The following is a 22,263-nucleotide window of genomic DNA, read 5'->3' on the forward strand; positions in this document are numbered from 1 at the left end:
AGGCTTGTCTTCACCCCCCTCCCATTTATGACAGGTGTGTCAGGTTGAGAGGATGGGCCATGAGTTCAGGTGCCGAAGGAATCGTGCGCGACCAGCCAGCGGAAATGCCGTCCGAGGGTGGCCCGCTGCTGGAATACAAAGGCGCTGTGCCGCCAGCGCCTGACTGGTTCCAGCAGGCCGTCGCCACCCCCTACGAGACCCATTCTGTCGACGTGAAGGGTGCGCATGTCCATTACCAGCGCTGGGGCCAGCGCGGCCGTCCGGGCCTGTTGCTCGTCCACGGCAATGGCGCACACGCCCATTGGTGGGATTTCGTGGCGCCGTATTTTGCCGAACACTACAATGTCGCTGCGATCACGTTTTCCGGCATGGGCGAAAGCGACTGGCGCGATGCCTATGACATGGCGACATTCAGCGCCGAACAGATCGCCGTTGCCGAACATGCCGGCCTCTTCGACTCAGATGTGAAACCTATCATCGTCGCCCATTCCTTTGGCGGTTTCGTCACGCTGGTCACGGGCGCAGAGCATGGTGACCGTTTCACCGGCATGGTCATCGTCGACAGCCCCGTGAACCCGCCCGAACGCCCCCATCGGGGCCCGCCACGTTCCGGCCGGCCCAACCGCGTCTATGACGATCTCGCCAGCGCGCTTGGCCGTTTCCGCCTCGCGCCGCCCCAGTTGTGCGAGAATCATTATGCAATGGACTATATCGCCCGGTGGAGCCTCAAGAAGACTGATGGCGGTTTCACCTGGAAATTCGACCCGTCAATCTGGACCCATTTCCAGCCGAACAGGGATCCCGCTGACCTGCTGAAAGCTGCGGCCTGCCGCATCGCCATCATTCGCGGCGAGGAAAGCGAACTGATGCCCGATGACGTCGGCGACTACATGCGCAAGCTGCTCGGTCACCAGGTGCCGTTCATCTCCATCCCGCATGCCCGCCACCATGTCATGCTCGACCAGCCGCTCGCCTTCGTCTCGGCCCTGCGCACCCTGCTGGCCGAGTGGGACCATTCTGAGCCCCACCGCAGCATCTGAAACAGTGAAAGCCGCCGGGCAGACCGGCGGCTTTCAGTCTCGATCCGGATGATGCCTAGTCTTTGAAGTTCAGCTCCTGCATCAGGCTTGTACCCATGATTTCGCGAAATTCCGCGCGGTCCAGATTCTCTGATACAAGCTGTGCCGTCGATGCTTCAGCCCATGCGCGGAATTCTTCGCCCTGGGCCTCACCCTCGGGACCGTTGGGAAGGCTTTCCATGACAGTGATCAGGTAAAGGTCCGGCTCACCTGAGCGATTGTGATAGTTCGACAGAACCTTGTAGTCCTTGATCCAGCCTTTCGACTTGGCAAATTCCTGCGAGGCTCTCCATTTGTCAGCCAGGTGGTTTGCGTAGTACAGGCCGCCACCAGGTTTGATGTCAATTCCGGTAACTTCCCAGAAATCTCCGCTTGTGAGCGGGTATCCATCGTCCTGTGCGGCCGCTGGAGTGGCAGGCTCCTGTGCCATTGCCGATGTCGCGCACCCAGCCAGCGCGATTGATGCCGCAATTGCAGCGATCTTCAGTGAACTCATCATATGCATCTCGTCCTCCCATTTCTTCTTGTGTGCGGAATAATTAACACAAGTTTACCATTTCACCTAACGGGTATCAGGGGACGAAGAATTTCCCGCAACGCGCGCATTCTCATGACGTAGAGCCAGGCGTTCGGCTCGCGCACTCGCGCACCGCAGCGACTGCCAGACCAAAGAAGACGGGCCCGAAGGCCCGCCTCTTTGCGACATGTCTGCGGTCAGTGAACGATCAGCCCTTGTTGAGCGTCACGATACTGGTCGCATCGATCTCGTCGTCCGTGAAGGCTTCCTTGTCGAGCATGCCTGTGATGCGCACACGGTCACCATTGGCGATTTCCTGAAAGCCGATTTCATCCAGCGGATTATAGCCGAGATCCTCAATACTCACGTCATAGGAGCTACCACCGGCGACCAGCGAAAATTCGCCTTTCTTGACATCGACATCCTTCACCTTGCCCTCCAGCACGACATTGCTGAGATCAGGCAAGTGGTAGAAGGCGATCTCGCCAAGGCTCTCTTCGTCGGCAGAACTGGCTGAAAAGCTTGTATTCAGTCCGGCCACATACACGGTCGAGGCCTCGATCGAGGTCAGTTCGAACAGGTCATCGTCAATCTTGCCGACAACCCCGACATTCTGTCCATCGGCCAGCAAATAGGCCTCTGGCCAGGCATCATAGTCGTCCATCTCGACGGGGACGATGCCTGCGCCATAGTCGAGGTCAAACCCGTGAGCTGTGGCATTGGTCACAGTGCCGGAGAGTGATACCCAGCTTCCATCTGCCATCCGATAGGGATTTGTCTGCACATCTGGCACAATGGCAGTCTCTGTTTCTGCCTGCGCAGTGGTGTCCGCCTGCATGTCTTCATCCTGTGCCGTCGCGGCGCCGGGCGCCAGCGCCAGGCCAAATGCGGCAGCGGCGAGGAGGTTCATCTTGAAGGTTCTCATGGATTACTCCTTTCCTTGCTTTATCGGGAATGGAGCGTGCACTGACAGTTCGAATTACGCGCCATCAGGCCCGCTGCATCATTCCCCCAATCAACGGCATTCCACCATTATCGTTCCAGAAAAATGCCGGAAATCGGCGCGGGTTTCCGATCGGAGTGTAACCTGCGCGAGCCTGGGCAAATGACCCTGATGCCTTCTTCGCACCTCCAGTCTGTCATCATCGTTGCCCGGCCTGGCACCGACCAACGAACACAACACGAAAACTGCAACCTGTCGGCCCGGTCTGTAACGTGACCCATGGTCCCGCTTGCAAAGGCGCTCCACATCTGGAATGCAGGTCAGCGGCCAATGGCAGGCGCGACCTTGCCCATCGATGCGCTATGATGCCCCGTCGCAGGTCTGCGTGCTGCGCTGGATGCCGATCTGCCCGACCTTGCCCGTCGCATTGTCGACTTCGAAATAGATGTCACCATAATCATAGACGGTGACGCTGGCGCGGGTCACCACGCATTTCGGCTTCCCGTACGTTCCCCGTGCAAATATCTGCTCCGATCCCATGGACACGCCCCGGTCCGTGAAGAAGCGGGGGTCATGCGCGATGATCCAGTAGACCTTGTCATCTGCGGCGACGGTCAGCCCGTCAAATGTGTAGGATGTGGCGTTCGTATGCGCGATCGGAATGGTGCGGCGGGGCTTTCCCTGTAGTGATAGCAGGCTGGACAATGACATGCCCAGTTCCACATTGCTGACACGCTGGCCGGGAACGATCTGGTTGTCCTTGAGATCGGGCGGCCCACTGGCGCACGCGCCAAGCGCCAGGAAAATGCCTGCTGAAAATACTCTACGCGCCACATTCATGGAGAGGCCTCCCGGCTTAATTCGAACTGTACAATGACGATCAGCTCACCCCATCCCCACCTATTTGTCGAGGCGACGAACGCAGGAAACAGCCGCCAGCCGCCACAATTTTTTGTAATGTAAGCAGAGGCGAAGCGTCGCCATGAGGTTTCAGATCAAGCGGAATAGTCAAATACCGGCCACCGCTCGGTGATCGCGCCGTCCTCGTAAACGGCAATATCTCCGAATTGCAGGAACACCGCTTCGCTCTGGTGTGGGCGTAGAAACACGAATTCGTCCGCGCTGATCTCCAGGTCGGGCCCGCCATTCAGCATTTCCTGGTTCGACGACCGCCCGAACGTCTTGTTGTATTGCAGGCCCGGCGGGTCGACCGGGTCGGCCAGCCAGTTACCGCCATAGATGAAGACGGTTTTTGAGGCATTCGGGTTCCACGCCCTGGTTGCGCCGTCAGCAAATTCCAGTCCGGGCATCTGCGTCACCGGCAGCGACTTGATCACCGGCGTTGCGATGAAGCTCGCCGGCACATGCGGTTCCAGCAGCTCGGTGTCGAAATGCGTTGGCTTGACGAGGCAGGATCCGGCCGACACTTCACTGGCGATCTCTGTGTCCTGATAATTGCGGTAGGTCGGGCTTCCGGCGGCATTGCGGGTGATGCCCGCCAATGCGTCCGCGCCGAACACTTCGCCCGCCTGCGCCAGCGCCGCTGCATAACCCGTGCGCACCCCCCTGATCGCCCGGTCCCGCCAGCCCATGGCCGTCGGTAGCGACGCAATGTGCGGATCATATCCCATGAAACCGGCAAAGCTGAGGCGCGGGTTCGCCTTGATCGCCTCCATCATGGCTTTGAGGTCTGCTCCTGCCACCATGCCGCCCCGGTGCAGGCCCACGTCCAGCTCCACATTCACCGCCATGTCGCGGCCCATGTCATCCGCCAGCGACGCATATTGCGCCAGTCGCTCCGGCGTATCGACCAGCCATTGTATGTTCTCCGCTGCGCCGGAAGCCTCCAGCGGCAATCGCTCGAAATAGTGCCGCGCCGCCACCACGGGCAGGGGCTTGCCCAGGAGCTGGCTCGCCTCCGGCATGGCCTGCGAAATCTCCAGCAGCATCGGCAGGTTGAACGTCATCAGCCGGTCCGTACCCGTCCGTTTGCGGACATGATCGATCAGGCCAAGCGAGGGCAGGGACTTTGCCACGATGCGATAGCCCATGCCCGGCGGCAGGAAGCCTTTCAGCGTGTCGATATTTGCATTCAGCCGGGCCTTGTCCACAACCATGGTCGGGACCGCAATGCCCGCCGAAATCAGCGCCTTCTGCACGTCCAGGAAATACGCGTCGCGCGGCCCGCTCTTGTCTCCGGGTTTCATCATCAGCACGGTCACTCCAGCAAGGGCGGCGCCGCCCAGGATTACATTGCGGCGGGAAAGCTCAATCATCGAAATCTTCCCCGAACAGGTGGGCAAGATGCGGGTTCAGGAGCTTGCCCGCCGGGTCCAGCTCGCGGCGCAGGGCCAGGAAGTCCCCGAATTTCGGATACAGCGCCGTCAGGTCCGCGTGTCCCAGCGAATGATGCTTGCCCCAGTGCGGCCGCCCGCCATTGGCCCGGTGGATCGGCTCGATGTCCGAGAAGAAATAGTCATAAGGCTCGTCCACGGCGGCATGGATTGCAATCGACAGGCGCGGCCCGTCACGGAACGGGCTCAGCCAGGCATCGTCCGACGCGATAAAACGCACTTCCATCGGGAAGAATACGTCCTTGCGCTTTTCAAGCCTGGCGATCACCTCGCGCAGGCCTTTCAGACCGTTTGCGCGCGGCAGGTGATATTCCATCTCGTTGAACTTGATCGGCCGTGTTGTCGCCAGCAGTTTGTAGGAACTGTCGCTGACATCCTCGACCACGCCGCGGGGCAGGGCGGCGCCGATGATCTTGCGGCGCAGCCAGGGTGACCAGCCCATGGAATCGCGCAGGGCTTTGAGGTCCTCCAGCGTGGAATCATCCTCACTCTCGCCCTTACCCGTCACCGGCCCCTCGTGCAGGTCATGGCTGATTCCGGCGGCCAGCCCCGTATGCGGGAAATAGTAGAATTCGAAATTGCGGTGCTGGCTGGCCAGCGCCTCGGCCTGTTCCATCAGCGTCTCGATCCGCTCAACCCAGACCTTCCGGCGCAGGTTGAACATGGGCACCGTGCGCAGCGTATATTGCGTGATCACACCCAGCGCGCCCAGCGACACGCGCCCCGCCGCGAAAAGGTCCGGATGGTTGCCACGCGACACGTCCAGAATGTCGCCATTCGCGGTCACGATGCGGAATGCCTCGATATGGTCATGCAGCGCGGTCAGTGTTTCGCCCGTGCCATGTGTGGCCGTCGAGAAGCTCCCCGCCAGCGTCTGCACGTCGACATCCGGCAGGTTCGGCAAGGCCCGGCCCGCACTGGCCAGTTCGGTTGCCATCTGGAACAGGCGCGTGCCCGCGCCAAACGTGGCAAGGCCGGTCGCAGAATCGAGCGATTTCAGGCCGGCCAGACGGCTCACATCCACCATCATGTCCTCGCTGGGCGCAAGGCCAGTAAACGAGTGGCCGCTGCCATAGGGGCGCACGCGTCCGTTGGTGCCGGCCATCAGTTGGCTGAGTTCATCCTCGCTGGCAGGCAGGCGCATCGCCTGCGGCGTCGCCCGCTCCACCCCGGACCAGTTCATCCAGCTTTCCTCACCCGCAGGCGCTTCGGGATAATCCGGGTCATAATCCGGCCGGACAAAGTCCCGCCCGCCCCATGACAGGTGGCGTGCTGTGGGAATGGCTGCGCCGCCGGCAATCACGGCGCCGCCCGCCACCATCATCGTTCGTCGTGAAACCGCCATGTCGACTCCCCTCATTTTTAAAGGGAGTGGACACGGGGTGCGTGGGACATGTCAATACATGACGTTGGCGTCAGATTTTCTGTCGTGGCTGCAACAGGCGGCCCGTCAGCCCGCGAAGGCTTTCTCGATCACGAATTCGGCCGGGGCGGCGTTTGACCCCTCGGTCAGGCCATTGGCGATCATCAGGGCCTTCACGTCCTGGATCATCTCCATCGACCCGCAGATCATCGCCCGGTCGGTCGCCGGATCCAGCTTCGGCACGCCAAGATCCTCGAACAGCTTGCCTGTCTCGATCAGCGTCGTGATCCGGCCCATGGTCGGGTGGGGCGTGCGGGTACAGCTCGTATAGAGCCGAAGCTTGCCCTCGGACATCTCGCCGACCAGTGGATCGTTGGCGATGTCGCGCACCAGGTTGGTTGAATAGGCCAGTTCGCCATTGTCGCGGCACGTATGCGTGACGATCACCTCGTCATAGCGCTCATAGGTGTCCGGGTCGCGGATCAGGCTGGCGAAAGGCGCAAAGCCGGTGCCGGTGGAAAACATGTAGAGGCGCTTGCCTGGGGTCAGCGCGTCCAGCACCAGCGTGCCGGTCGGCTTCTTGCCCAGCAGAACCTTGTCGCCAGGCTGGATCGATTGCAGGCGTGAGGTCAGCGGACCGTCAGGCACCTTGATCGAATAGAATTCCAGTTCCTCATCCCAGGCCGGCGAGGCGATGGAATAGGCGCGCAGCAGCGGCTTGCCGTCTTCCCTGGGCAGGCCGATCATCACGAACTCGCCGGTGCGGAATCGGAAGCTCTGCGGTCGCGTGATGCGGAAGCGGAACAGCCGGTCGGTATAATGCTCGACGCTGAGGACCGTTTCCTCGGTCGGAGCGTTAGGGTTCACTTTCGGTGCGGGCACTGCAGCGGCGGCGGATGCATCAGCGGACATGGGCGGGCCTCTTTGCGGGGACGGCTATTCAGGTTCAGCCCGCAAATGACCCCTCGCGCCTGCAAAAGCAAGGCGTCAGATTGGCACTTTAGTTTTGCTGAACAGTCGCGGCCTCGACCATTTCGGGCCAGTCGGACACCCAATGGATATCGGCATCCCTGATCGAATGGGCACCCTTCAGCTCATAGATGTTCTCGTATCCATAGCCATAGAGATTGATGAAGGTCGGCACATTCAGCGCCAGCTCCACGCGTTTCAGCATGACCGGCGCGACATTGTCGCTGAAATTGTTGTTGCAGTAGATCAGGATACGAGTGGACGTGTCGCCCACAACCCCGGCCAGTTTCTCGTCAGTGAAATCGGAAAAGTTCAGGTTCACCGCGCCGTCAATATGGCCCATGTGGAAGGCCTCGGAACTGCGTGTATCCAGAAGGATTGTTCCGGGCTCGGCTTTCATTGCGTTGAAGGTCTCAAGGTCGACCAGACGTGACTGGCGATAGGCGGCGATCTCCCCGCTCAGGCCCAGAAAGCCATCATAGTCGATCTGCGCCTCGGATGTTTCCTGCGCCTCGGCACTCGCCAGCAGGCCACAGCCGACAAAGGCCGCAATTGTCAAAAGTCCGAGTATCGCATTCCGCTTAACGCCCACGGGAATTCTCCTCCTTTTCCCCAGCAGTGTGAATCATCGCTCGCAATTAAGGCAGGATTAGGGAGGACCCGTGAAGCCTGATGACATCGGAAACCGGCGTGTCCCTCCGCGCGAGGCGATTTCCGGCTATCTCCGCGAAACCGGATCACCGAAACAATTTTTGTGACACTGATAAAACAGCAGGCGTGAACGCGTCTCGAAAACCGGCTCTGGCATTAAGCTTCCGGCCTTCATCTGCCGCATTGAAACGCCGGAAACCCCAGCGCTCCTGGCGCGTTGCACAGAGTGCCCGCATGGAGGGCGCACAATGCATGAGATTCTTGCCACGTCCTTTGATACACACCTCCCGCTTGCGGTGATCCTGCTGCGCTTACTGGTGGCCTGCAGCCTTGGCCTTGTCATCGGTATAGACCGGGAGGCCCGTGACCGCCCGGCCGGGCTGCGCACCCACATGCTGACGGCGCTGGCGGCCGCGGTCTTCACGATCATTGCGATTGAAATGATCGAGACCTTCGGGGCTGGTGACCGTCAGACCCAGCTTGACCCGATCCGCGTCGTGGAGGCTGTGACCGCCGGTGTCGCCTTCCTCGCGGCCGGAACCATCCTGCAGTCCCGCGGCTCGGTGAAAGGCCTGACAACCGGGGCGGGGATGTGGCTTGCCGGCGCCGTCGGACTGGCCAGCGGTGCAGGCTACCTGACCGTCGCCATCCTTGGTGCCCTGCTCGCCGTCATCGTCCTGCTGCCTGTACGTCTTCTCGAAAGCCGATTTTTCGGAAAGCCGTCGATTGGAAATGAAGGGAAAGAGGATGACAGCTAAGCCGCCGCGCTTCGAATTCCGCTGCTGGCCGGATGCCGTTGACGCGCATGTCGGTCGCCTCGAAAGGCGGCTGGCATTCGGGGATACCGAGGCGCGGACAGACATCTATCTCCTCGCTCCCGGCCGCACCGACCTTATGCCCAAGCTGCGAGGCGGCACGGTGCTGGAACTGAAAGCGCGACTGGGGACATGGGGCCTGCTGGAACGCTGGCATCCGGTTGTCAGTGATCCGTTTCCCCTGTCGGCGCCGTCCCTGACCCTGCTCGCAGGGCTGTTTCCCGACGTTGACACGTCGGCCTGCGCCAGCCCCGATTGCCTGCGCGAGGCCCTGGCTGGGGCAGCTGATATCCGCCATGTCAGAAAGACCCGGCGCAAGCATACAAAAAACGGCCTGCGCGCTGAAAATACCCGGGCCGAATGTGACGGACGCGTCCATGCTTCGCTCGCGTTCGAATGTGAGGATGCCGGCCAGCTTGACGGGGAGATTCATGCCCTCGGTCTCGCTGGCATGGCCAATTGCAATTACGCGGCGGCGCTCCGCGATCCGTCCCTATTCGGCTTCGAGCACAGGCAGGCCGAGCGCCGTTTCTAACATGGCCCAGTCAACCAGCTTGAAATTCTGGTCCTGTTCCGGATTCGGATTGCCATCGTCCTGCACCACCAGAATGCCGCGCGGATAGCCGGGCAGGGCGCCCGAAAACACGTCCAGGCCGTCCGTGTGCGTAACCTTGTCGATCCCGGCTTGCGTATTGGCGACCAGCGTGAACACGCCCATCACGGCATGCGGAGCCTGACGCTCGTAAACGACATAGCGATCAGCAGCCTGCGCGGAGGCAACGATCCAGCCCTTGCCATCCTGTCCGCGCCAGATCGAGACACCTTCGACGTCGGCGACCAGTCCATTATTGGCCGCGACCGTATCGATCTCGACAGGAACCGAAGCGGCATCCATGTAGGCAAGGCTCCAGACGCCATGGGCCTCTTCGCCGATCACCAGCGTGCCGTTGACCTCATCGAACACGCACCCTTCCAGCTGCGTGGCCAGTTTCACACTGCGCGCCAGTGTGCCCGTGACGCCATCCGCCTCACCGTCCAGCTCCCACAGCTCGATCGTTCCATCCTTGTAGGTGACACCCGCAACCCCTGCATTGCCACTCTTGCCGAGGCAGATTCCATAGGGTTCGGTCTTGCCCGTCGGCACGTCGTTGACGTGCTTCACTTCGCCTGTGGTGCGGTCAATCGAAAAGACTGAGATGCCCTGCGTGTCATTGCTGGCAACGGCAATGTCATAGGCCGAACCGAGATCCTGACGCACATCGACATTGTTGATCGGCCCGATCGGCAGGCGTTGACGTTCAGACCCGTCGAGGGCGTAGACGACCAGGCCTTCCTGTTTGTTCGTACCGAGAATAAGAGATTGCGCCGCGTCCGTGGGGTGGCGCCACACAGCCGGATCGTCAGCTGCGTCGCCCGTTGCGCCGGCCGGAGCGGTCTCCGCAGTCACCATGACGGGCACGGTTGGCACGGGCGCAACAGTGGCGCACGCGGCAAGGGTGATGGCGGAAGCGCCAGCGAGGACGAGGCGGGCAAAACGCATGTCAGTCTCCATCAGGGGTCGGAATTTGGACCTGCCTATAGCTCTACTCGCACTGTGTCGCCACCCCTTCTTTTCGCCAGTGTTGCTACAAAGCCGCTGTCATAAAAATCGTAAAAATGTGTCGCCAATCCGTGACGATGCCTTGCTATCGCGGCGTGAAAACCAGGGGAATTTTTTGCATGTCAGACAAACACACGCTCCTGCGTGGCATAAGCCTCGCAGCCTTCTGCCTCGGCTCCGGCATCACGGCTCATGCCCAGGTTGCAGAGCCTGCCGAAACCGTCGAGCCAGCCGCGCCGATTGATGCCGAAGGCGATCCGATCATGCGCGCCGAAACCGTTGTCGTGCAGGGTTATATCGGCTATCGCGACCGTACCGATGATACGGTGCAGACCCTGACCTACGGCCAGGACTATTTCCAGCGCTTCGAGCCGCTGACCGCCGGTGATGCGCTCAAGCGTGTGCCGTCCGTCACCTTCCTGTCCGACGTGATCGAAAGCGATGGCGCCCGTCTGCGCGGCCTTGATCCGGGCTATACACAAATCCTCATCAATGGCGAGAAAGTGCCAGGCTCCAATGCCGACCGCTCCTTCTTCATGGACCGTATCCCGGCTGAGCTGATCGACCGTGTCGAGATTGTTCGCGGTGCCACGGCCCGCCGGTCGGGTGACGCGGTTGCAGGCACACTGAACATCGTCCTGCGTGACGGATATGAACTGGATGGCGGCTATATTCGTGCCGGTGCGCTGCGTTTCGATGATGGCGAAGTGAAGCCGAGCTTCGGCGGCGTCTATGGTGGCGCGTTCGGCCCGGGCCGTATCCTGCTCGGTGCCAACGTGCAGGGCCGCTACAACCCGAAACTCAAATCGTCGCTGCGCTATGGCGACAGCCCGGAAAATGACCCGGACTACCGCACCAGCGAGTTTGACAATCGCGAAGACCAGACCGACACGCGCGACGGCACTGATTATTCGTTCAACTCGAACTACCAGTTCGACCGGGACGGCACCAGGGTGGAGCTGGACGGGTTCTTCGTCTACACGGACCGGACCGAAGACGAGCGCTCGTTCGAGTATGACATTCCAACAGGCGTGTCGGGCCCGCTGCCGGATGGCAACCTGCTGACCGACAACGCCAACGTCGCGAATATCGAGCAGACCAATTACAGCGTGAAAGGCAAGTTCGCGCAGAAATGGTCGGCCGGTGAGACCAAATTCAAGCTCGCTTTCGCCAGCTTTGACGAGCAGGTACGCGAGTTCGAGGAAGAGCTCGACTTCGACGTTGACTATGATGATGGCGAAGTGCCTGTCATTGAAGGCGAGTCGGTACGCGCCGACATCACGGACGAGGAATTCTCTGCCGAGCTGGCCCACGAATTCGAATTTTCCGATACACTGAAATTCGAAGCAGGCATCTTCTTCCAGACCAAGCAGCGCGACACCGATATCAGCGCCGCGGAAGACGAGCTGGATCTCGACACGCTCACTGGCTACGACCAGTTCAGCGAGACGCCGACCCAGTTTGGTCTCGTCTATGCCGACTTTGAAGCCGAAGATGGCGGGCTCAGTTCGATCGAGGAAGACCGGATCGACATCTTCGCGGTCCTGAACGGCGAAGTCGGCAATCTCGACTGGGAAGCCGGCCTGCGTTACGAGACAACCGACGTCTCGATCAATGACCGGACCGTCGACGCAGACCTCCAGAACCAGAGCAATGACTACGCGACCCTGCTGCCGTCTGCGCATATCAAGTATGACGCCACCAGCCTTGATCGCTTCACCGCCTCGGTGGCGCGCACCGTGCGTCGTCCGAACTTCAACTTCGTCTCGCCCGTCCTGCTGACCGGCGAGTATGGTGACAGCGACCTGCTCGGCAATCCCCAGCTCGATCCTGAAAATGCATGGGGCCTCGACGTGGGTTATGAGCGCCGCATCGGCAAGACCGGCGTGTTTGGCGTCAACGTCTTCTACCGCGATGTCAAAGACCTGATCGAAGTCGTCAATACCGGCGCACCGTCGGATGACTATTGCGACGAGTTCGAGGACGATGAAGGCTTCACCTGTGACCAGGCGCTGGCCGGTGATCCTGCGGCCCTCGCCGTGTACGACCCGAACTCCTTCGTCCTGACGCCGGAGAATGTCGGCGACGGCCAGGTCTACGGCATCGAGTTCGACCTCTCGACCTCGCTCGTTGCCTTCGGCATGGAAAACACCGGAGTCTTCGCCAACCTCTCGCTGCTCGACAGCAAGATCGATGACTTCATCGGTGAGCGCCGTTTCAACAGCCAGTCGGAATATGTGTACAATTTCGGCTTCATCCAGGAATTGCCTGTCTATGCCGCAGCCTTCGGCGTCACCTATCGCAAACAGGGCGACGCCTACGAGCGCATCAATTCCGAAGAAGTCACCACGTCTTATGGCGCCGACCTCGAAATCTTCGTGGAGAAGAGCATTGGTGACAGCTTCACCATCCGCGCTGTCGGCTCGAACCTGCTGAACGCATCGAAGGATGAGGTCTTCAACAAGTTCGACAACGAGATCGACCAGATGGATCGCGATTTCGACGAGTACGAGCTTGAAACCGAAGAAGCCGGCCCGGTCTTCCAGATCATGGCGCGCTACGCGTTCTGATCCGGCCTTACCGGCAGACACTTTCCAGAGCCCCCGGGAGACCGGGGGCTTTTTACAGACTCAGGCGGGAGGGAAGCGACCCATGCGCTCTTCCCAGTGGCGCCGACAGAGTGAGAGATAGGTCGTCTTCTCGATTGACACCTGGTCGCCCTCGGTCAACGCCTTGCCATCCGGCCCGAGGCGCACGACCATGGTGGCCTTGCTGCCGCAGTCACAGATCGTGCGGATTTCACGCAGGCTGTCTGCAATCGCGAGCAGGGCGGCAGACCCCTCGAACAGCTCGCCCCGGAAGTCTGTGCGCAGGCCATAGGCCAGCACCGGCACACGCAGATGGTCGCTCACGCGGGCCAGCTGCCAGACCTGTTCCTTGGTGAGGAATTGCGCCTCGTCCACGAAGATCGCATCGAGGCGGCCCCGGGCCATCGCCGCCTGCACCAGGGCGAACAGGTCCACATCGCGCGAATAGAGCACGGCCTCTGAACTGATGCCGATGCGCGACGAGATATGCCCGTCTTTCGTCCCGCCATAGAGTTCTGACGTCAGCAACAGCACATCCATGCCCCGCTCACGATAATTGTGCGCTGCCTGCAACAGGATCGTCGACTTGCCGGCATTCATCGCCGCATAGGAAAAATAGAGCTTGGCCATTCTTTACCGCTTCATGGCTTGCCCGGAGCGCTCACCCTGGGCGGAGTCAAAATGTGGGCGCCCGGGAAATAGCTTCAGTTGCCTATTCCAGCTTCTTCGCAATGCCTTCGCGGCGCGGGTCAGCGGCGCCTTCAAGGCCGGTGTCACGCACGACAATCACGTGCAGGCCCGAATTCTCGCCCGTGCGCTCTTCAACCGTATAGCCCATATTGCGCAGCGTCTCGGCATCTTCCGGTCCACCTTCTCGGTCCACTTCAACGCCAACCGTGTCGCCGCGCGCGATGATGTTCGGCAGGTCGACCGCCTCCTGCGCCGTCAGGCCCCATTCGAGGACACCGACAAGCGTCTTGGCAACATAGGCGACGATCGAATTGCCGCCCGGCGAGCCGGTCACCATGAACAGGTCACCCTGCGCATCGAAAACCAGTGTCGGCGACATGGAGCTGCGCGGACGCTTGCGGGAAGCCGGTGCGTTGGCCACAGGCAGGCCACCGGCGGTGGGCGCGCGGGAGAAGTCGGTCAACTGGTTGTTCAGCAGGAAGCCGTGGGTCATGCGTGACGAGCCGAATGCGGCCTCAACCGTCGCAGTCATCGCCACCGCATTGCCGTCCGTGTCGATGATCGAGAGATGCGTCGTGCCCGGGGCGTGCTCGGTCTTGTCCTGTCCCCACATGCCGATCATCGGGTCACGGCCCAGCGCCACGCCGGGATCGCCCGGTGTTGCATGGGCGTCCGGGGCAAAGGCCTCGGTCGCGCGCACTTTCAGATAGTCAGGGTTGATCAGGTCGGCTGCCGGTACAGTGACATGGTCCGCATCGGCAACATAATAGTCGCGGTCGGCATAGGCGAGGCGCTGCGCGTCGACGAAGATCTTCAGATAATAGTCTTCCGACACGCGCATGTTCGGGCCAGGCTTCATCTGGTCGTAGAGTCCCATGATCGCGTTCTGTGTCACGCCGCCCGAACTTGGCGGCGGGGCCGAACAGATCCTGTAGCCGGTCGGCAGCGTGCCGCAGAGGGCAGGCCGCGTCTGGACGGTGTAATTGGAAAGGTCCTCCAGCGTCATGTCGCCGCCTTCGGGGCCCTCATTGGTGGCCGCAACGATACCGGCGGCGATATCGCCCTTGTAGAAGGCGCTGGGGCCTTCAGCGGCAATGGCTTTCAGGGTGGCGGCATAATCCGGGTTGTCGCGCACAAAGCCGACTGGCAGCGGATTGCCGTCCGGATAGAAATAGGCGGCCGTGACGGGATTTTCGTCCAGCCGGATGAAGCTGCGCAACCGTTCCGATGCCAGCGTCTCGGCCAGTTTCGGCGAAACGGCAAAGCCGTCTTCAGCCAGCTTGATCGCGGGCGCGAAATTGGCCGCCCAGTCACCGGTTCCGGCCGCGTCATGGGCCGCCTTGTACAGCGCCACCTGTCCCGGCACGCCGACAGCGCGGCCCGATTGCCAGGCATCGATGAAGCCCATCACCTCGCCATCCTTGATGAAATGCTCAGGCGTCGTGGAGGCCGGGGCCATTTCGCGGCCGTCAAAAACGGTCAGCTCGTCGCGGGCGCGGTCATAATAGACCATGAAGGCGCCGCCCCCGAGGCCGGAGCTTTCCGGTTCGACAAGGCCCAGAACCGCATGAACGGCGATGGCCGCATCAATCGCATTACCGCCATTGCGCATCACTTCGAGGCCCGCCTCAACTGCCAGCGGGTTGGCCGCAGCCACCATCGCGCCCCTGGTCCAGCTCAGATCGCCCAGTGGCGGGCTCAGCGCCTCGGCCTCTGCGGCGGCTTCGCGCGCGGCGTCACCGGTCGGGGCGGTATTGTCCTTGGCAGGCGCACAGGCGGCCAGCGCAATCCCTGCCAGGGCCAGGAAAGGCAGCGTCACGGGGCGGGAAGATAGGGAGAAGTGGCGAAACATGAAAAACCCTTTGCTTGGCGCAGTGTCCGGCTGACCTTATGAGACTGGTAGGCGAATGGAAAGACAAGGGCAGACATGATGGCCAGACCGGGTGCGAAGAACCTGATTACAGACGTCTCCGGCATCAGGGTCGGACAGGCCGAAGACATTGCGGTGCGCACCGGCACAACGGTGATTCTCGCCGACAAGCCGCTGGTGGCGGCCGTCTGCGTCGCGGGCGGCGGGCCCGGCACGCGCGAGACGGACCTGCTGGCCGGCGGCACGCTGGTCGACGCGGTGGATGCGATTGTCCTGTCGGGCGGTAGCGCCTTTGGACTTGCCGCGGCTGATGGTGTGGCGGCTGGTCTCAAACAGGCAGGGCGCGGGTTCGGCCTGATCGACCTGCCCACGGTGCCCAAATCACCCATCGTGCCGTCGGCCATCCTCTATGACCTCGCCAATGGAGGCAACAAGGACTGGGGCGATGTCTCGCCCTATGCGGCTTTGGGACGCAAGGCCTATGATACAGTCTCTGACACGTTCAGGCTGGGCCGGGCCGGGGCAGGGTTCGGCGCAGCAGCCGGGGCGCACCTTGGCGGCACAGGCTCGGCCAGTGTCGTCACAAAGGACAAGTTCACGATTGGCGCCATCGCGGCGGTCAATTGCTATGGCTCGGTCTACATGCCCGGCACGGAGGCTTTCTGGGCCTGGCCATACGAGATTGACGGCGAGTATGGCGCCAAGCGCCCGCCTGCCGATTTTGCGATGGACCCGGAAGACTGGGGCGCAGCCAAGATGAATCCGGCCCTCGGCCAGAACACGACCATTGCCTGTATTGCCACAGACGCGATCCTGACGCCCGATCAGGCCAAGCGCGTTGCGCAGATGGCGCTGTCGGGTTTTTCCCGCGCCATCCGGCCGGTCTTTGCCCCTTTTGACGGCGATGCCGTCTTCGTGCTGGCCACAGGCAAGCGGCCCCTGCCGGACGCGGCGCCAGCAGCGGTCGCGCGTATCGGCGAGCTGGCTGCCTCCACTTTGGCGCGCGCGATTGCGCGGGGCGTGTATACTGCGGGCAAGGCCAAGGGGGAAACCGCATGAGATCACTCATAAAATGGGGCTTTGCACTGGGCACGCTGGCGCTGGCCACGGCCTGTGTCGTCGAAGGCCGCGATGCCGACCCGGCAGACTGGCCGGGCATGGCGTCGATGCAGTCGGTGCAGGGGCGCGCGATCTATCATGAGTGCGGCGCCACGATGATTGCCGAAAGCTGGGCAATCACCGCCGCCCATTGCGTCGAGACCGCCCGCATCGAGGGTGGCCGCCGTGCCATACAATACGTGCCGGATGAAGACGGCCGGCTTGTGCGCTTCGGTCCGATCACCGTCACTGTCGGCGCAGGCGACTTGCGCCGTGTGGCAAAGGATTCCGTCTTTCTCGTCCGGGGCATCACCGTCCATCCGGGATATACGCGCGGCTATCCTGAACGGGGCCACGACCTTGCACTCCTGAACATTGACGGCAGCTGGAAAGGCCCGGTCGCGAGGCTGGACGGCCTGACGGGTGAGGCCGCCGGACTGGTAGAGCCCTGGTCGTCATTGCTGGTCGCCGGCTATGGCAAGTCCGGCGAGCAGGCGACAGGGCAGGAAGCGGTCAGCCGCAGCGGGCGTCACCTCAGCGCGCCGATGATGGTGCTGCAGGAAGGCGACGTGCCCGAGGTCGACCCTGAAACCTGCAGGACCCAGATCGAAACCCTCATCGACCGCAACGATTTCGGCCCGGAATATGACGGCGTGACGGTTTCGCCGGAATGGCAGCTGTGCGCGGGGACAGGCTATTCGGACTCATGCCAGGGCGACAGCGGCGGCCCGCTGGTGCAGCGCGGCGCGGAGGGGCCACCGGTCCAGGTGGGTGTGGTCAGCTGGGGCCTCGGGTGTGGCCGGGAAGAGAGCCCGGGCGTCTACATGCGCGTCGCCGCCTATGCCGACTGGATATCCGCCACCACCGGCATACCGCCCCTCACCACCCCCTGACGCCGCCTTCAGACCCGCATTGGAACAGGGCCAAAGTGGGCGTATGGTAAGGGCGTGAGGGACGAAGCATGATGAGACAGGCCGGCGAGCGTACTTTCCTGATCCTGAAAACCGCCATGCTGATGGCGTGTGCCGCCGGGCTGTCCGCCATGCCTGCCACGGCCAGGCAGATCATCGGCGGCAATGATGCCAGTGCCGATAACTGGCCCGGCATCGCCTCCCTGCAGTCAATACAGGGCAGCGCGCTGTTCCATGAGTGCGGGGCAACGATGATCAGCGAAAACTGGGCGCTGACGGCGGCCCATTGCGTTGAAGCCGCCCGTGTCGATTCGGCCGGCCGGGCTGTGCAGTACATCCCTGATGCGGACGGCAACCTCGTGCGCTTCGGGCCGCTCATTCTGGTGATCGGCAACAGCGACCTGCGCCGTGTGGCCGCCGGATCGGTGTTTCCGGTCAACCGGATCGAAGTGCATCCTGACTACCAGGCCGGACGCCCGGAGGCCGGTTCCGACATCGCGCTCCTGCGCATCTCCGGACACTGGCAGGGACCCGTCTCGACCCTGCAGGCCATTCCCGGCGCCGATGAAGAAGAGTCCGAATTCCATGTCGCCGGCTATGGCAACCGGGAAGAGGAGAGCAAGGGCGAGCGCGCCGTCAGCCGCAGTGGCCGCCACCTCAGCGCTCCTTCGATGCGTCTCGCTGAGGGCAGGGTACCGCCGGTCAGCGGCGCGTCATGCAAGGCGCAGATCGAGAACCTGATCCGCGAATACGGGCTGGAAGAATCCCTTGCCGATGTCACCGTGAATACGGCCTCCCAGATATGCGCCGGCGACGGTTTCATCGATTCCTGTCAGGGTGACAGCGGCGGCCCGCTCGTGCGCTATGGCCGCACAGGCCAGCCCGTGCAGGTTGGCATTGTCAGCTGGGGCCTCGGGTGCGGGCGGGTCGAAAGCCCCGGAATCTATACGAGAATCAGCGCTTTTGCGGACTGGATCGGAACCATTATCGATCAACCGGCCGGGCCTGAGCTGCCCTGAGAGCAGTTTTACCCAAAAACCCGTGTCACACAGACTTGCAAGCGCGGAAACCTGCCTGTATGTGTCCGCCTTCTTTGGGTAGGCACCCGTAGCTCAGCTGGATAGAGCACCAGACTACGAATCTGGGGGTCGGGCGTTCGAATCGCTCCGGGTGCACCATTTTCTTCAGATAATACAGATTGCTTCAGATTCGGGATGCCAGGTGCCGTCTGCTGCGCACTGACGAGATAATTCCGCTGCGTCAGCTGCTTCAGGTTCCTGATGACGTACCATCGTGCCTATGGCAGGTTCGGCCAGACGGCGCCGTTCGAGCGACGGCATGAAGAACAATGCGAAACGTCAAGTTTCCAAATCCGGGCAGGAAAACATGGCGGCAATTTCCCTTTCACGCATCGTCTCGCACTGGACGGCCATCCAGCCGGACCGCGTGGCCCTCGACCATCTTGGTGACCGTCGCACGTGGGCGGAGCTGGAGGCCCGCACCAACCGGCTGGCGCGCGCCTACGCGGCGCTGGGCGTCAAGGCGGATGATTTCGTGACGATTGCGCTTCCGAATGGTTGCGAGTTCATCGAGGCCTGTCTTGCCGTCTGGAAGCTTGGCGCCACGCCACAGCCGATATCTGCCAGACTGCCCAAATTTGAGCGCGACCAGATTATCGAACTTGGCAAGCCGACCCTGGTTGTCGGGGTCGAAGCGGAAGAATATGCGCCTACTCCCTGCCTGACGCAGGGGTTCGAGCCGGATGCGAGCCTGCCGGACTCCCAGTTGCCCGAGCGGACGGCAGCCTCTTTCAAGGCGATGACGTCAGGCGGGTCGACGGGGCGCCCGAAACTGATCGTTTCCAAACTGCCAGCCGCCTGGGACCCGGACACGCCCTACCTTGAGATTGCCAATCAGGGGACCATGCTGATTCCCGGCCCGCTCTATCATAATGGCCCCTTTCTCTGGGCGATGATCGCTCTGTTCAAAGGGTGCACGATCGTCATCACAACGCGTTTCGATGCCGAACAGGTGCTGGAGCGGGTCGAGACGATGGGCGTCGATATCGTCTACCTGGTGCCAACCATGATGCGGCGCATCTGGGCACTGCCGGAAGAGGTGCGGACGAAATATGACGTGTCCAGTCTCCGGGCGGTCTGGCATCTGGCCGCGCCCTGTCCCGCCTGGCTGAAGGAGGCCTTCATCGAGTGGCTTGGGGCTGAGGTAATCTGGGAACTCTATGGCGGAACCGAAGGGCAGGGGTCGACCACGATCCAGGGGACCGACTGGCTTGAGCATCGCGGCTCGGTTGGGCGGCCGGTCGAAACCTGCGAAATGAAGATCGTCGGTGAGGCGGGCGAAGCCTTGCCGCCCGGCGAGGTGGGCGAAGTCTACATGCGGCCGCTGGCGGGGCCGGGCACGACCTACACATATCTCGGCGCTGAAGCGAAGATCATCGACGGCGGCTGGGAAAGCCTTGGCGATCTCGGCTGGATGGACGCTGACGGCTTTCTGTATCTCTCAGACCGTTTGTCGGACATGGTCCTGTCAGGCGGCGCCAACATCTATCCGGCGGAAGTGGAGGCCGCGCTCGATGCCTTCCCGGGCGTCCGCTCGTCTGCCGTGATCGGCCTGCCGGACGAGGATCTGGGCGCACGGCTTCACGCCATTGTGGATTTTCCCGACGGCGCACCGGATGAGCCGGGCCTGCTGGCCCATCTTGCGGAGCGGCTGGTGCGCTACAAGATCCCGCGCTCGTTCGAATGGGTTCGCGAACCCCTGCGCGACGATGCCGGCAAGGTGCGGCGCAAGGCGCTCCGCGAGGCGCGCCTGGGCCAGGAGCAGCCGGCAGGCTGACAGCGGCGGCGACAATCGGGGGGGGGCGCCCCCAGTGGGATGACTTCATCATGAAAGGGAACTTTCCGGGGCCCGCGCGCATAGAATGGGTATGGCCGATGACCATCCCCTCGAAGACCTTCTGGATACGGCAACGGAAAATACACCGGGCGACAAAGTCTCGGTCGGTGATCTTCTCGACATGTGGGAGGATCGCACCTTTGGGCCGGTGTTCACGCTGCTTGGCCTGCTGGTCGTGCTCCCGCCCCTGGGCGCTGTTCCAGGGTTGCCGCTCATTGTCGGCCTGGTCCTTGTGCTTTTCGCCTTCCAGATGATGGTCGGCAGTACCCATCCCTGGGTACCGCAATTCATCGAAGACGTTTCCGTTTCCAAGAAGAAGATGCGCAAGGCGCACAAGAAGGCGCATGGCGTGCTGTATGCGATCGATTCCTGGGTGACCAGGCGCCTGTCCTGGGTCACCAGCCAGCCCGCACGCCAGGTCGCTTCAGGCATTGTCATGGTCCTCGCCCTGACGCTGATCCCGCTGGAAATGGTGCCTTTCGCGGTCGGCATACCCGGTCTGGCGATTACCACGATCGGCCTTGCAATCCTTGCGCGCGACGGCGTGCTGATGCTGCTGGCGCTGGGTCTCAGCCTGGCCGCCTTCGGCGTGGTCGGGGCCGCATTGCTGGCCTGATCAGTCTGCTGGCGCTTCGCGGCGGCGTGTGTAGAGGATGAGCAGCGCGACCAGGCCGATACTGGTGCCCTGGCTGGAGAACAGTTCCAGCATCCCGGCAAAGAACCAGCTCGGAATGGCAGCGCGTGCCTGCGTCTCGATCAGGATGTCGCCGTTGCCCTTGCCGAGCAGGTCTGCATTGGCCGCTTCGATCTTGGCCTGCAGGTCGTCGCGGCGGCGGGCGAGGCCAAGCTCGTTCTGGGCATCGCGATAGGGCTTTTGCTCGGTGCGGCCGACACGCTCAACCTCTGAAATGTAGGCTTCCAGTCCTTCAACGGAGCGTGTTTCCGGGGGGATGCCGGAGAGTTGTATGCGCCAGTCACTCACTTGCTGTTCCAGCAGGGCGCGGTTTGATCCGGCCGTGGTGATCTCGGCCTGCGCGGCCTCATTGTTGGCGGCGATGTACATCTGCGTGCCGAGGATGCTGGTGCCTGCGCCTGCGAGGGCAAAGAGGAGCGCACGGACGCCTTCCTTCATGCGCTTATTGGCCGTGTGCCAGTAGAAGAAGGTGAAGCCGCCGAACGAGATGATGGCGGCAATCACACCCGTCCAGCCCCAGATTCCGGCCTGGAGCGGGTCTGTCACAGAGCTGGAAAAGGCCTGGTAATTGGCAAAGCCCGACAGGGCTGCCGCGCTGAGGCCTGCGCCCAGAAAAACCAGCGCGAGCAGGGTGATGATGACCCGTTCACCGAGGTTGCGGTGGGGGCGGAGCGCGGGGGAGGTGTATGACTGTGGCGTCTCCTGGTGCTCGGGGGTGGATATGTGGGGGGTGAGGGCGCGTTTGGTCGCATTCGGTTCAGCTTTGTGAACTTCGTGGTATTCCGCCTCCCGCACGACGGACGCGACCGGAAATCCGTTGTCTTCGAACTCCCGAACAAGGTCATCAAGATTGCCATGGGCATTACAGCTCCTGCACCTGAATTCACCTGCCTGAAAATTGATCACGAGATCGGGGTCACCCGCTTCCCGGCAATCCTGTGAAAGCGAACAGGATATGTTCAGCGCGGTTTCGTCCTGACTGGCGTCCGGATCCAGACCCATGGATACAAGGCGGTCGATCGCTTTGATGCGCCGGTCTTCCTGCATCGTGTGGCTTCCCCGCGTTTTCGAACCAGACCCACTGTCGTGCGCATTTACGCGAAACACGACGACTCCGTCACCCCCGCGAATCACACAAGTGTCAGGCATGCGGATTTGTGCTTTCCGTCAGCGGTCTCGGCCCTTAAGTAAGTGTTAATCGGCCC

General features: G+C 62.0%; 20 protein-coding genes and 1 tRNA gene. 10 read left to right on the forward strand and 11 right to left on the reverse strand.

Going from position 1 to position 22,263, the window contains the following annotated elements; translation table 11 throughout:
- The first annotated feature begins 59 nt into the window (after positions 1-59).
- The gene (locus tag ACQ66M_RS09825; protein WP_430403529.1) at positions 60-1,040 is read left to right on the forward strand and encodes an alpha/beta fold hydrolase; all 981 of its coding nucleotides are present in this window, start codon (positions 60-62) and stop codon (positions 1,038-1,040) included.
- A gap of 55 nt (positions 1,041-1,095) precedes the next feature.
- On the opposite strand, the gene ACQ66M_RS09830 is transcribed toward ACQ66M_RS09825, so the two are convergent.
- From ACQ66M_RS09830 to ACQ66M_RS09860, 7 genes are all read right to left on the reverse strand, one after another.
- The gene (locus ACQ66M_RS09830) at positions 1,096-1,578 is read right to left on the reverse strand and encodes a hypothetical protein (RefSeq protein WP_350170504.1); all 483 of its coding nucleotides are present in this window, start codon (positions 1,576-1,578) and stop codon (positions 1,096-1,098) included.
- A gap of 226 nt (positions 1,579-1,804) precedes the next feature.
- Positions 1,805-2,521, reverse strand: a complete 717-nt coding sequence (locus tag ACQ66M_RS09835; RefSeq protein ID WP_430403531.1) for a hypothetical protein — start codon at positions 2,519-2,521, stop codon at positions 1,805-1,807.
- A 378-nt stretch (positions 2,522-2,899) separates the two neighbouring features.
- Complete coding sequence (locus tag ACQ66M_RS09840; protein ID WP_430403533.1) at positions 2,900-3,373, reverse strand: hypothetical protein; 474 nt, start codon at positions 3,371-3,373, stop codon at positions 2,900-2,902.
- 161 nt (positions 3,374-3,534) lie between these two features.
- Positions 3,535-4,815 carry an alanine racemase gene (locus tag ACQ66M_RS09845; protein WP_350170501.1) on the reverse strand — a complete coding sequence of 427 codons (1,281 nt, stop codon included), beginning with the start codon at positions 4,813-4,815 and terminating at the stop codon, positions 3,535-3,537.
- Positions 4,808-6,238, reverse strand: coding sequence for a D-arabinono-1,4-lactone oxidase (locus tag ACQ66M_RS09850; protein WP_430403535.1), 1,431 nt, complete (start codon positions 6,236-6,238; stop codon positions 4,808-4,810). Before ACQ66M_RS09850 ends, ACQ66M_RS09845 begins: the two co-directional genes overlap by 8 nt.
- Before the next feature lie 105 nt (positions 6,239-6,343).
- Complete coding sequence (locus tag ACQ66M_RS09855) at positions 6,344-7,168, reverse strand: ferredoxin--NADP reductase (protein WP_350170499.1); 825 nt, start codon at positions 7,166-7,168, stop codon at positions 6,344-6,346.
- A gap of 88 nt (positions 7,169-7,256) precedes the next feature.
- A complete protein-coding gene (locus ACQ66M_RS09860) occupies positions 7,257-7,817 on the reverse strand; it encodes a rhodanese-like domain-containing protein (RefSeq protein ID WP_430403537.1) in 561 nt (186 codons plus the stop codon).
- 307 nt (positions 7,818-8,124) lie between these two features.
- Between ACQ66M_RS09860 and ACQ66M_RS09865 the strand changes: the two genes are divergently transcribed.
- The gene (locus ACQ66M_RS09865; protein WP_350170496.1) at positions 8,125-8,634 is read left to right on the forward strand and encodes an MgtC/SapB family protein; all 510 of its coding nucleotides are present in this window, start codon (positions 8,125-8,127) and stop codon (positions 8,632-8,634) included.
- Positions 8,624-9,226 (forward strand): hypothetical protein, encoded by a 603-nt coding sequence (locus ACQ66M_RS09870; RefSeq protein ID WP_350170495.1) that lies wholly within the window; start codon positions 8,624-8,626, stop codon positions 9,224-9,226. Before ACQ66M_RS09865 ends, ACQ66M_RS09870 begins: the two co-directional genes overlap by 11 nt.
- On the opposite strand, the gene ACQ66M_RS09875 is transcribed toward ACQ66M_RS09870, so the two are convergent.
- On the reverse strand, positions 9,185-10,231 hold the full coding sequence (locus tag ACQ66M_RS09875; protein WP_430403539.1) for a phytase: 1,047 nt from the start codon (positions 10,229-10,231) through the stop codon (positions 9,185-9,187). The genes ACQ66M_RS09870 and ACQ66M_RS09875 overlap by 42 nt on opposite strands.
- Before the next feature lie 179 nt (positions 10,232-10,410).
- Between ACQ66M_RS09875 and ACQ66M_RS09880 the strand changes: the two genes are divergently transcribed.
- Positions 10,411-12,861 (forward strand): TonB-dependent receptor plug domain-containing protein, encoded by a 2,451-nt coding sequence (locus ACQ66M_RS09880; RefSeq protein WP_430403541.1) that lies wholly within the window; start codon positions 10,411-10,413, stop codon positions 12,859-12,861.
- 60 nt (positions 12,862-12,921) lie between these two features.
- Here ACQ66M_RS09880 and ACQ66M_RS09885 read toward each other — a convergent pair whose 3' ends face one another.
- Both ACQ66M_RS09885 and ggt read right to left on the reverse strand, forming a co-directional pair.
- On the reverse strand, positions 12,922-13,509 hold the full coding sequence (locus tag ACQ66M_RS09885; RefSeq protein WP_430403543.1) for a thymidine kinase: 588 nt from the start codon (positions 13,507-13,509) through the stop codon (positions 12,922-12,924).
- Positions 13,510-13,591: 82 nt separating this feature from the next.
- Complete coding sequence (ggt, locus tag ACQ66M_RS09890; RefSeq protein WP_430403545.1) at positions 13,592-15,421, reverse strand: gamma-glutamyltransferase; 1,830 nt, start codon at positions 15,419-15,421, stop codon at positions 13,592-13,594.
- Between the two features lie 78 nt (positions 15,422-15,499).
- On the opposite strand from ggt, the gene ACQ66M_RS09895 reads away from it, so the two are divergent.
- The 6 genes from ACQ66M_RS09895 to ACQ66M_RS09920 all read left to right on the forward strand — a co-directional run bounded on the left by ACQ66M_RS09895 (position 15,500) and on the right by ACQ66M_RS09920 (position 20,980).
- Positions 15,500-16,498, forward strand: coding sequence for a P1 family peptidase (locus ACQ66M_RS09895; RefSeq protein WP_430405148.1), 999 nt, complete (start codon positions 15,500-15,502; stop codon positions 16,496-16,498).
- Positions 16,495-17,430, forward strand: a complete 936-nt coding sequence (locus ACQ66M_RS09900; RefSeq protein ID WP_430403547.1) for a S1 family peptidase — start codon at positions 16,495-16,497, stop codon at positions 17,428-17,430. The genes ACQ66M_RS09895 and ACQ66M_RS09900 overlap by 4 nt, the downstream gene beginning before the upstream one ends.
- 68 nt (positions 17,431-17,498) lie before the next feature.
- Complete coding sequence (locus ACQ66M_RS09905; RefSeq protein ID WP_430403549.1) at positions 17,499-18,467, forward strand: S1 family peptidase; 969 nt, start codon at positions 17,499-17,501, stop codon at positions 18,465-18,467.
- 82 nt (positions 18,468-18,549) lie between these two features.
- Positions 18,550-18,626 (forward strand) — tRNA-Arg (locus ACQ66M_RS09910).
- Between the two features lie 208 nt (positions 18,627-18,834).
- Positions 18,835-20,304 carry an AMP-binding protein gene (locus tag ACQ66M_RS09915; RefSeq protein ID WP_430403551.1) on the forward strand — a complete coding sequence of 490 codons (1,470 nt, stop codon included), beginning with the start codon at positions 18,835-18,837 and terminating at the stop codon, positions 20,302-20,304.
- An 85-nt stretch (positions 20,305-20,389) separates the two neighbouring features.
- Positions 20,390-20,980 carry an exopolysaccharide biosynthesis protein gene (locus ACQ66M_RS09920; RefSeq protein WP_430403553.1) on the forward strand — a complete coding sequence of 197 codons (591 nt, stop codon included), beginning with the start codon at positions 20,390-20,392 and terminating at the stop codon, positions 20,978-20,980.
- On the opposite strand, the gene ACQ66M_RS09925 is transcribed toward ACQ66M_RS09920, so the two are convergent.
- Positions 20,981-22,207, reverse strand: coding sequence for a hypothetical protein (locus ACQ66M_RS09925; protein WP_430403555.1), 1,227 nt, complete (start codon positions 22,205-22,207; stop codon positions 20,981-20,983).
- Positions 22,208-22,263: the final 56 nt, after the last annotated feature.

Origin of the sequence: Hyphomonas sp., assembly GCF_965284475.1 — a bacterium.
Classification (GTDB): domain Bacteria; phylum Pseudomonadota; class Alphaproteobacteria; order Caulobacterales; family Hyphomonadaceae; genus Hyphomonas.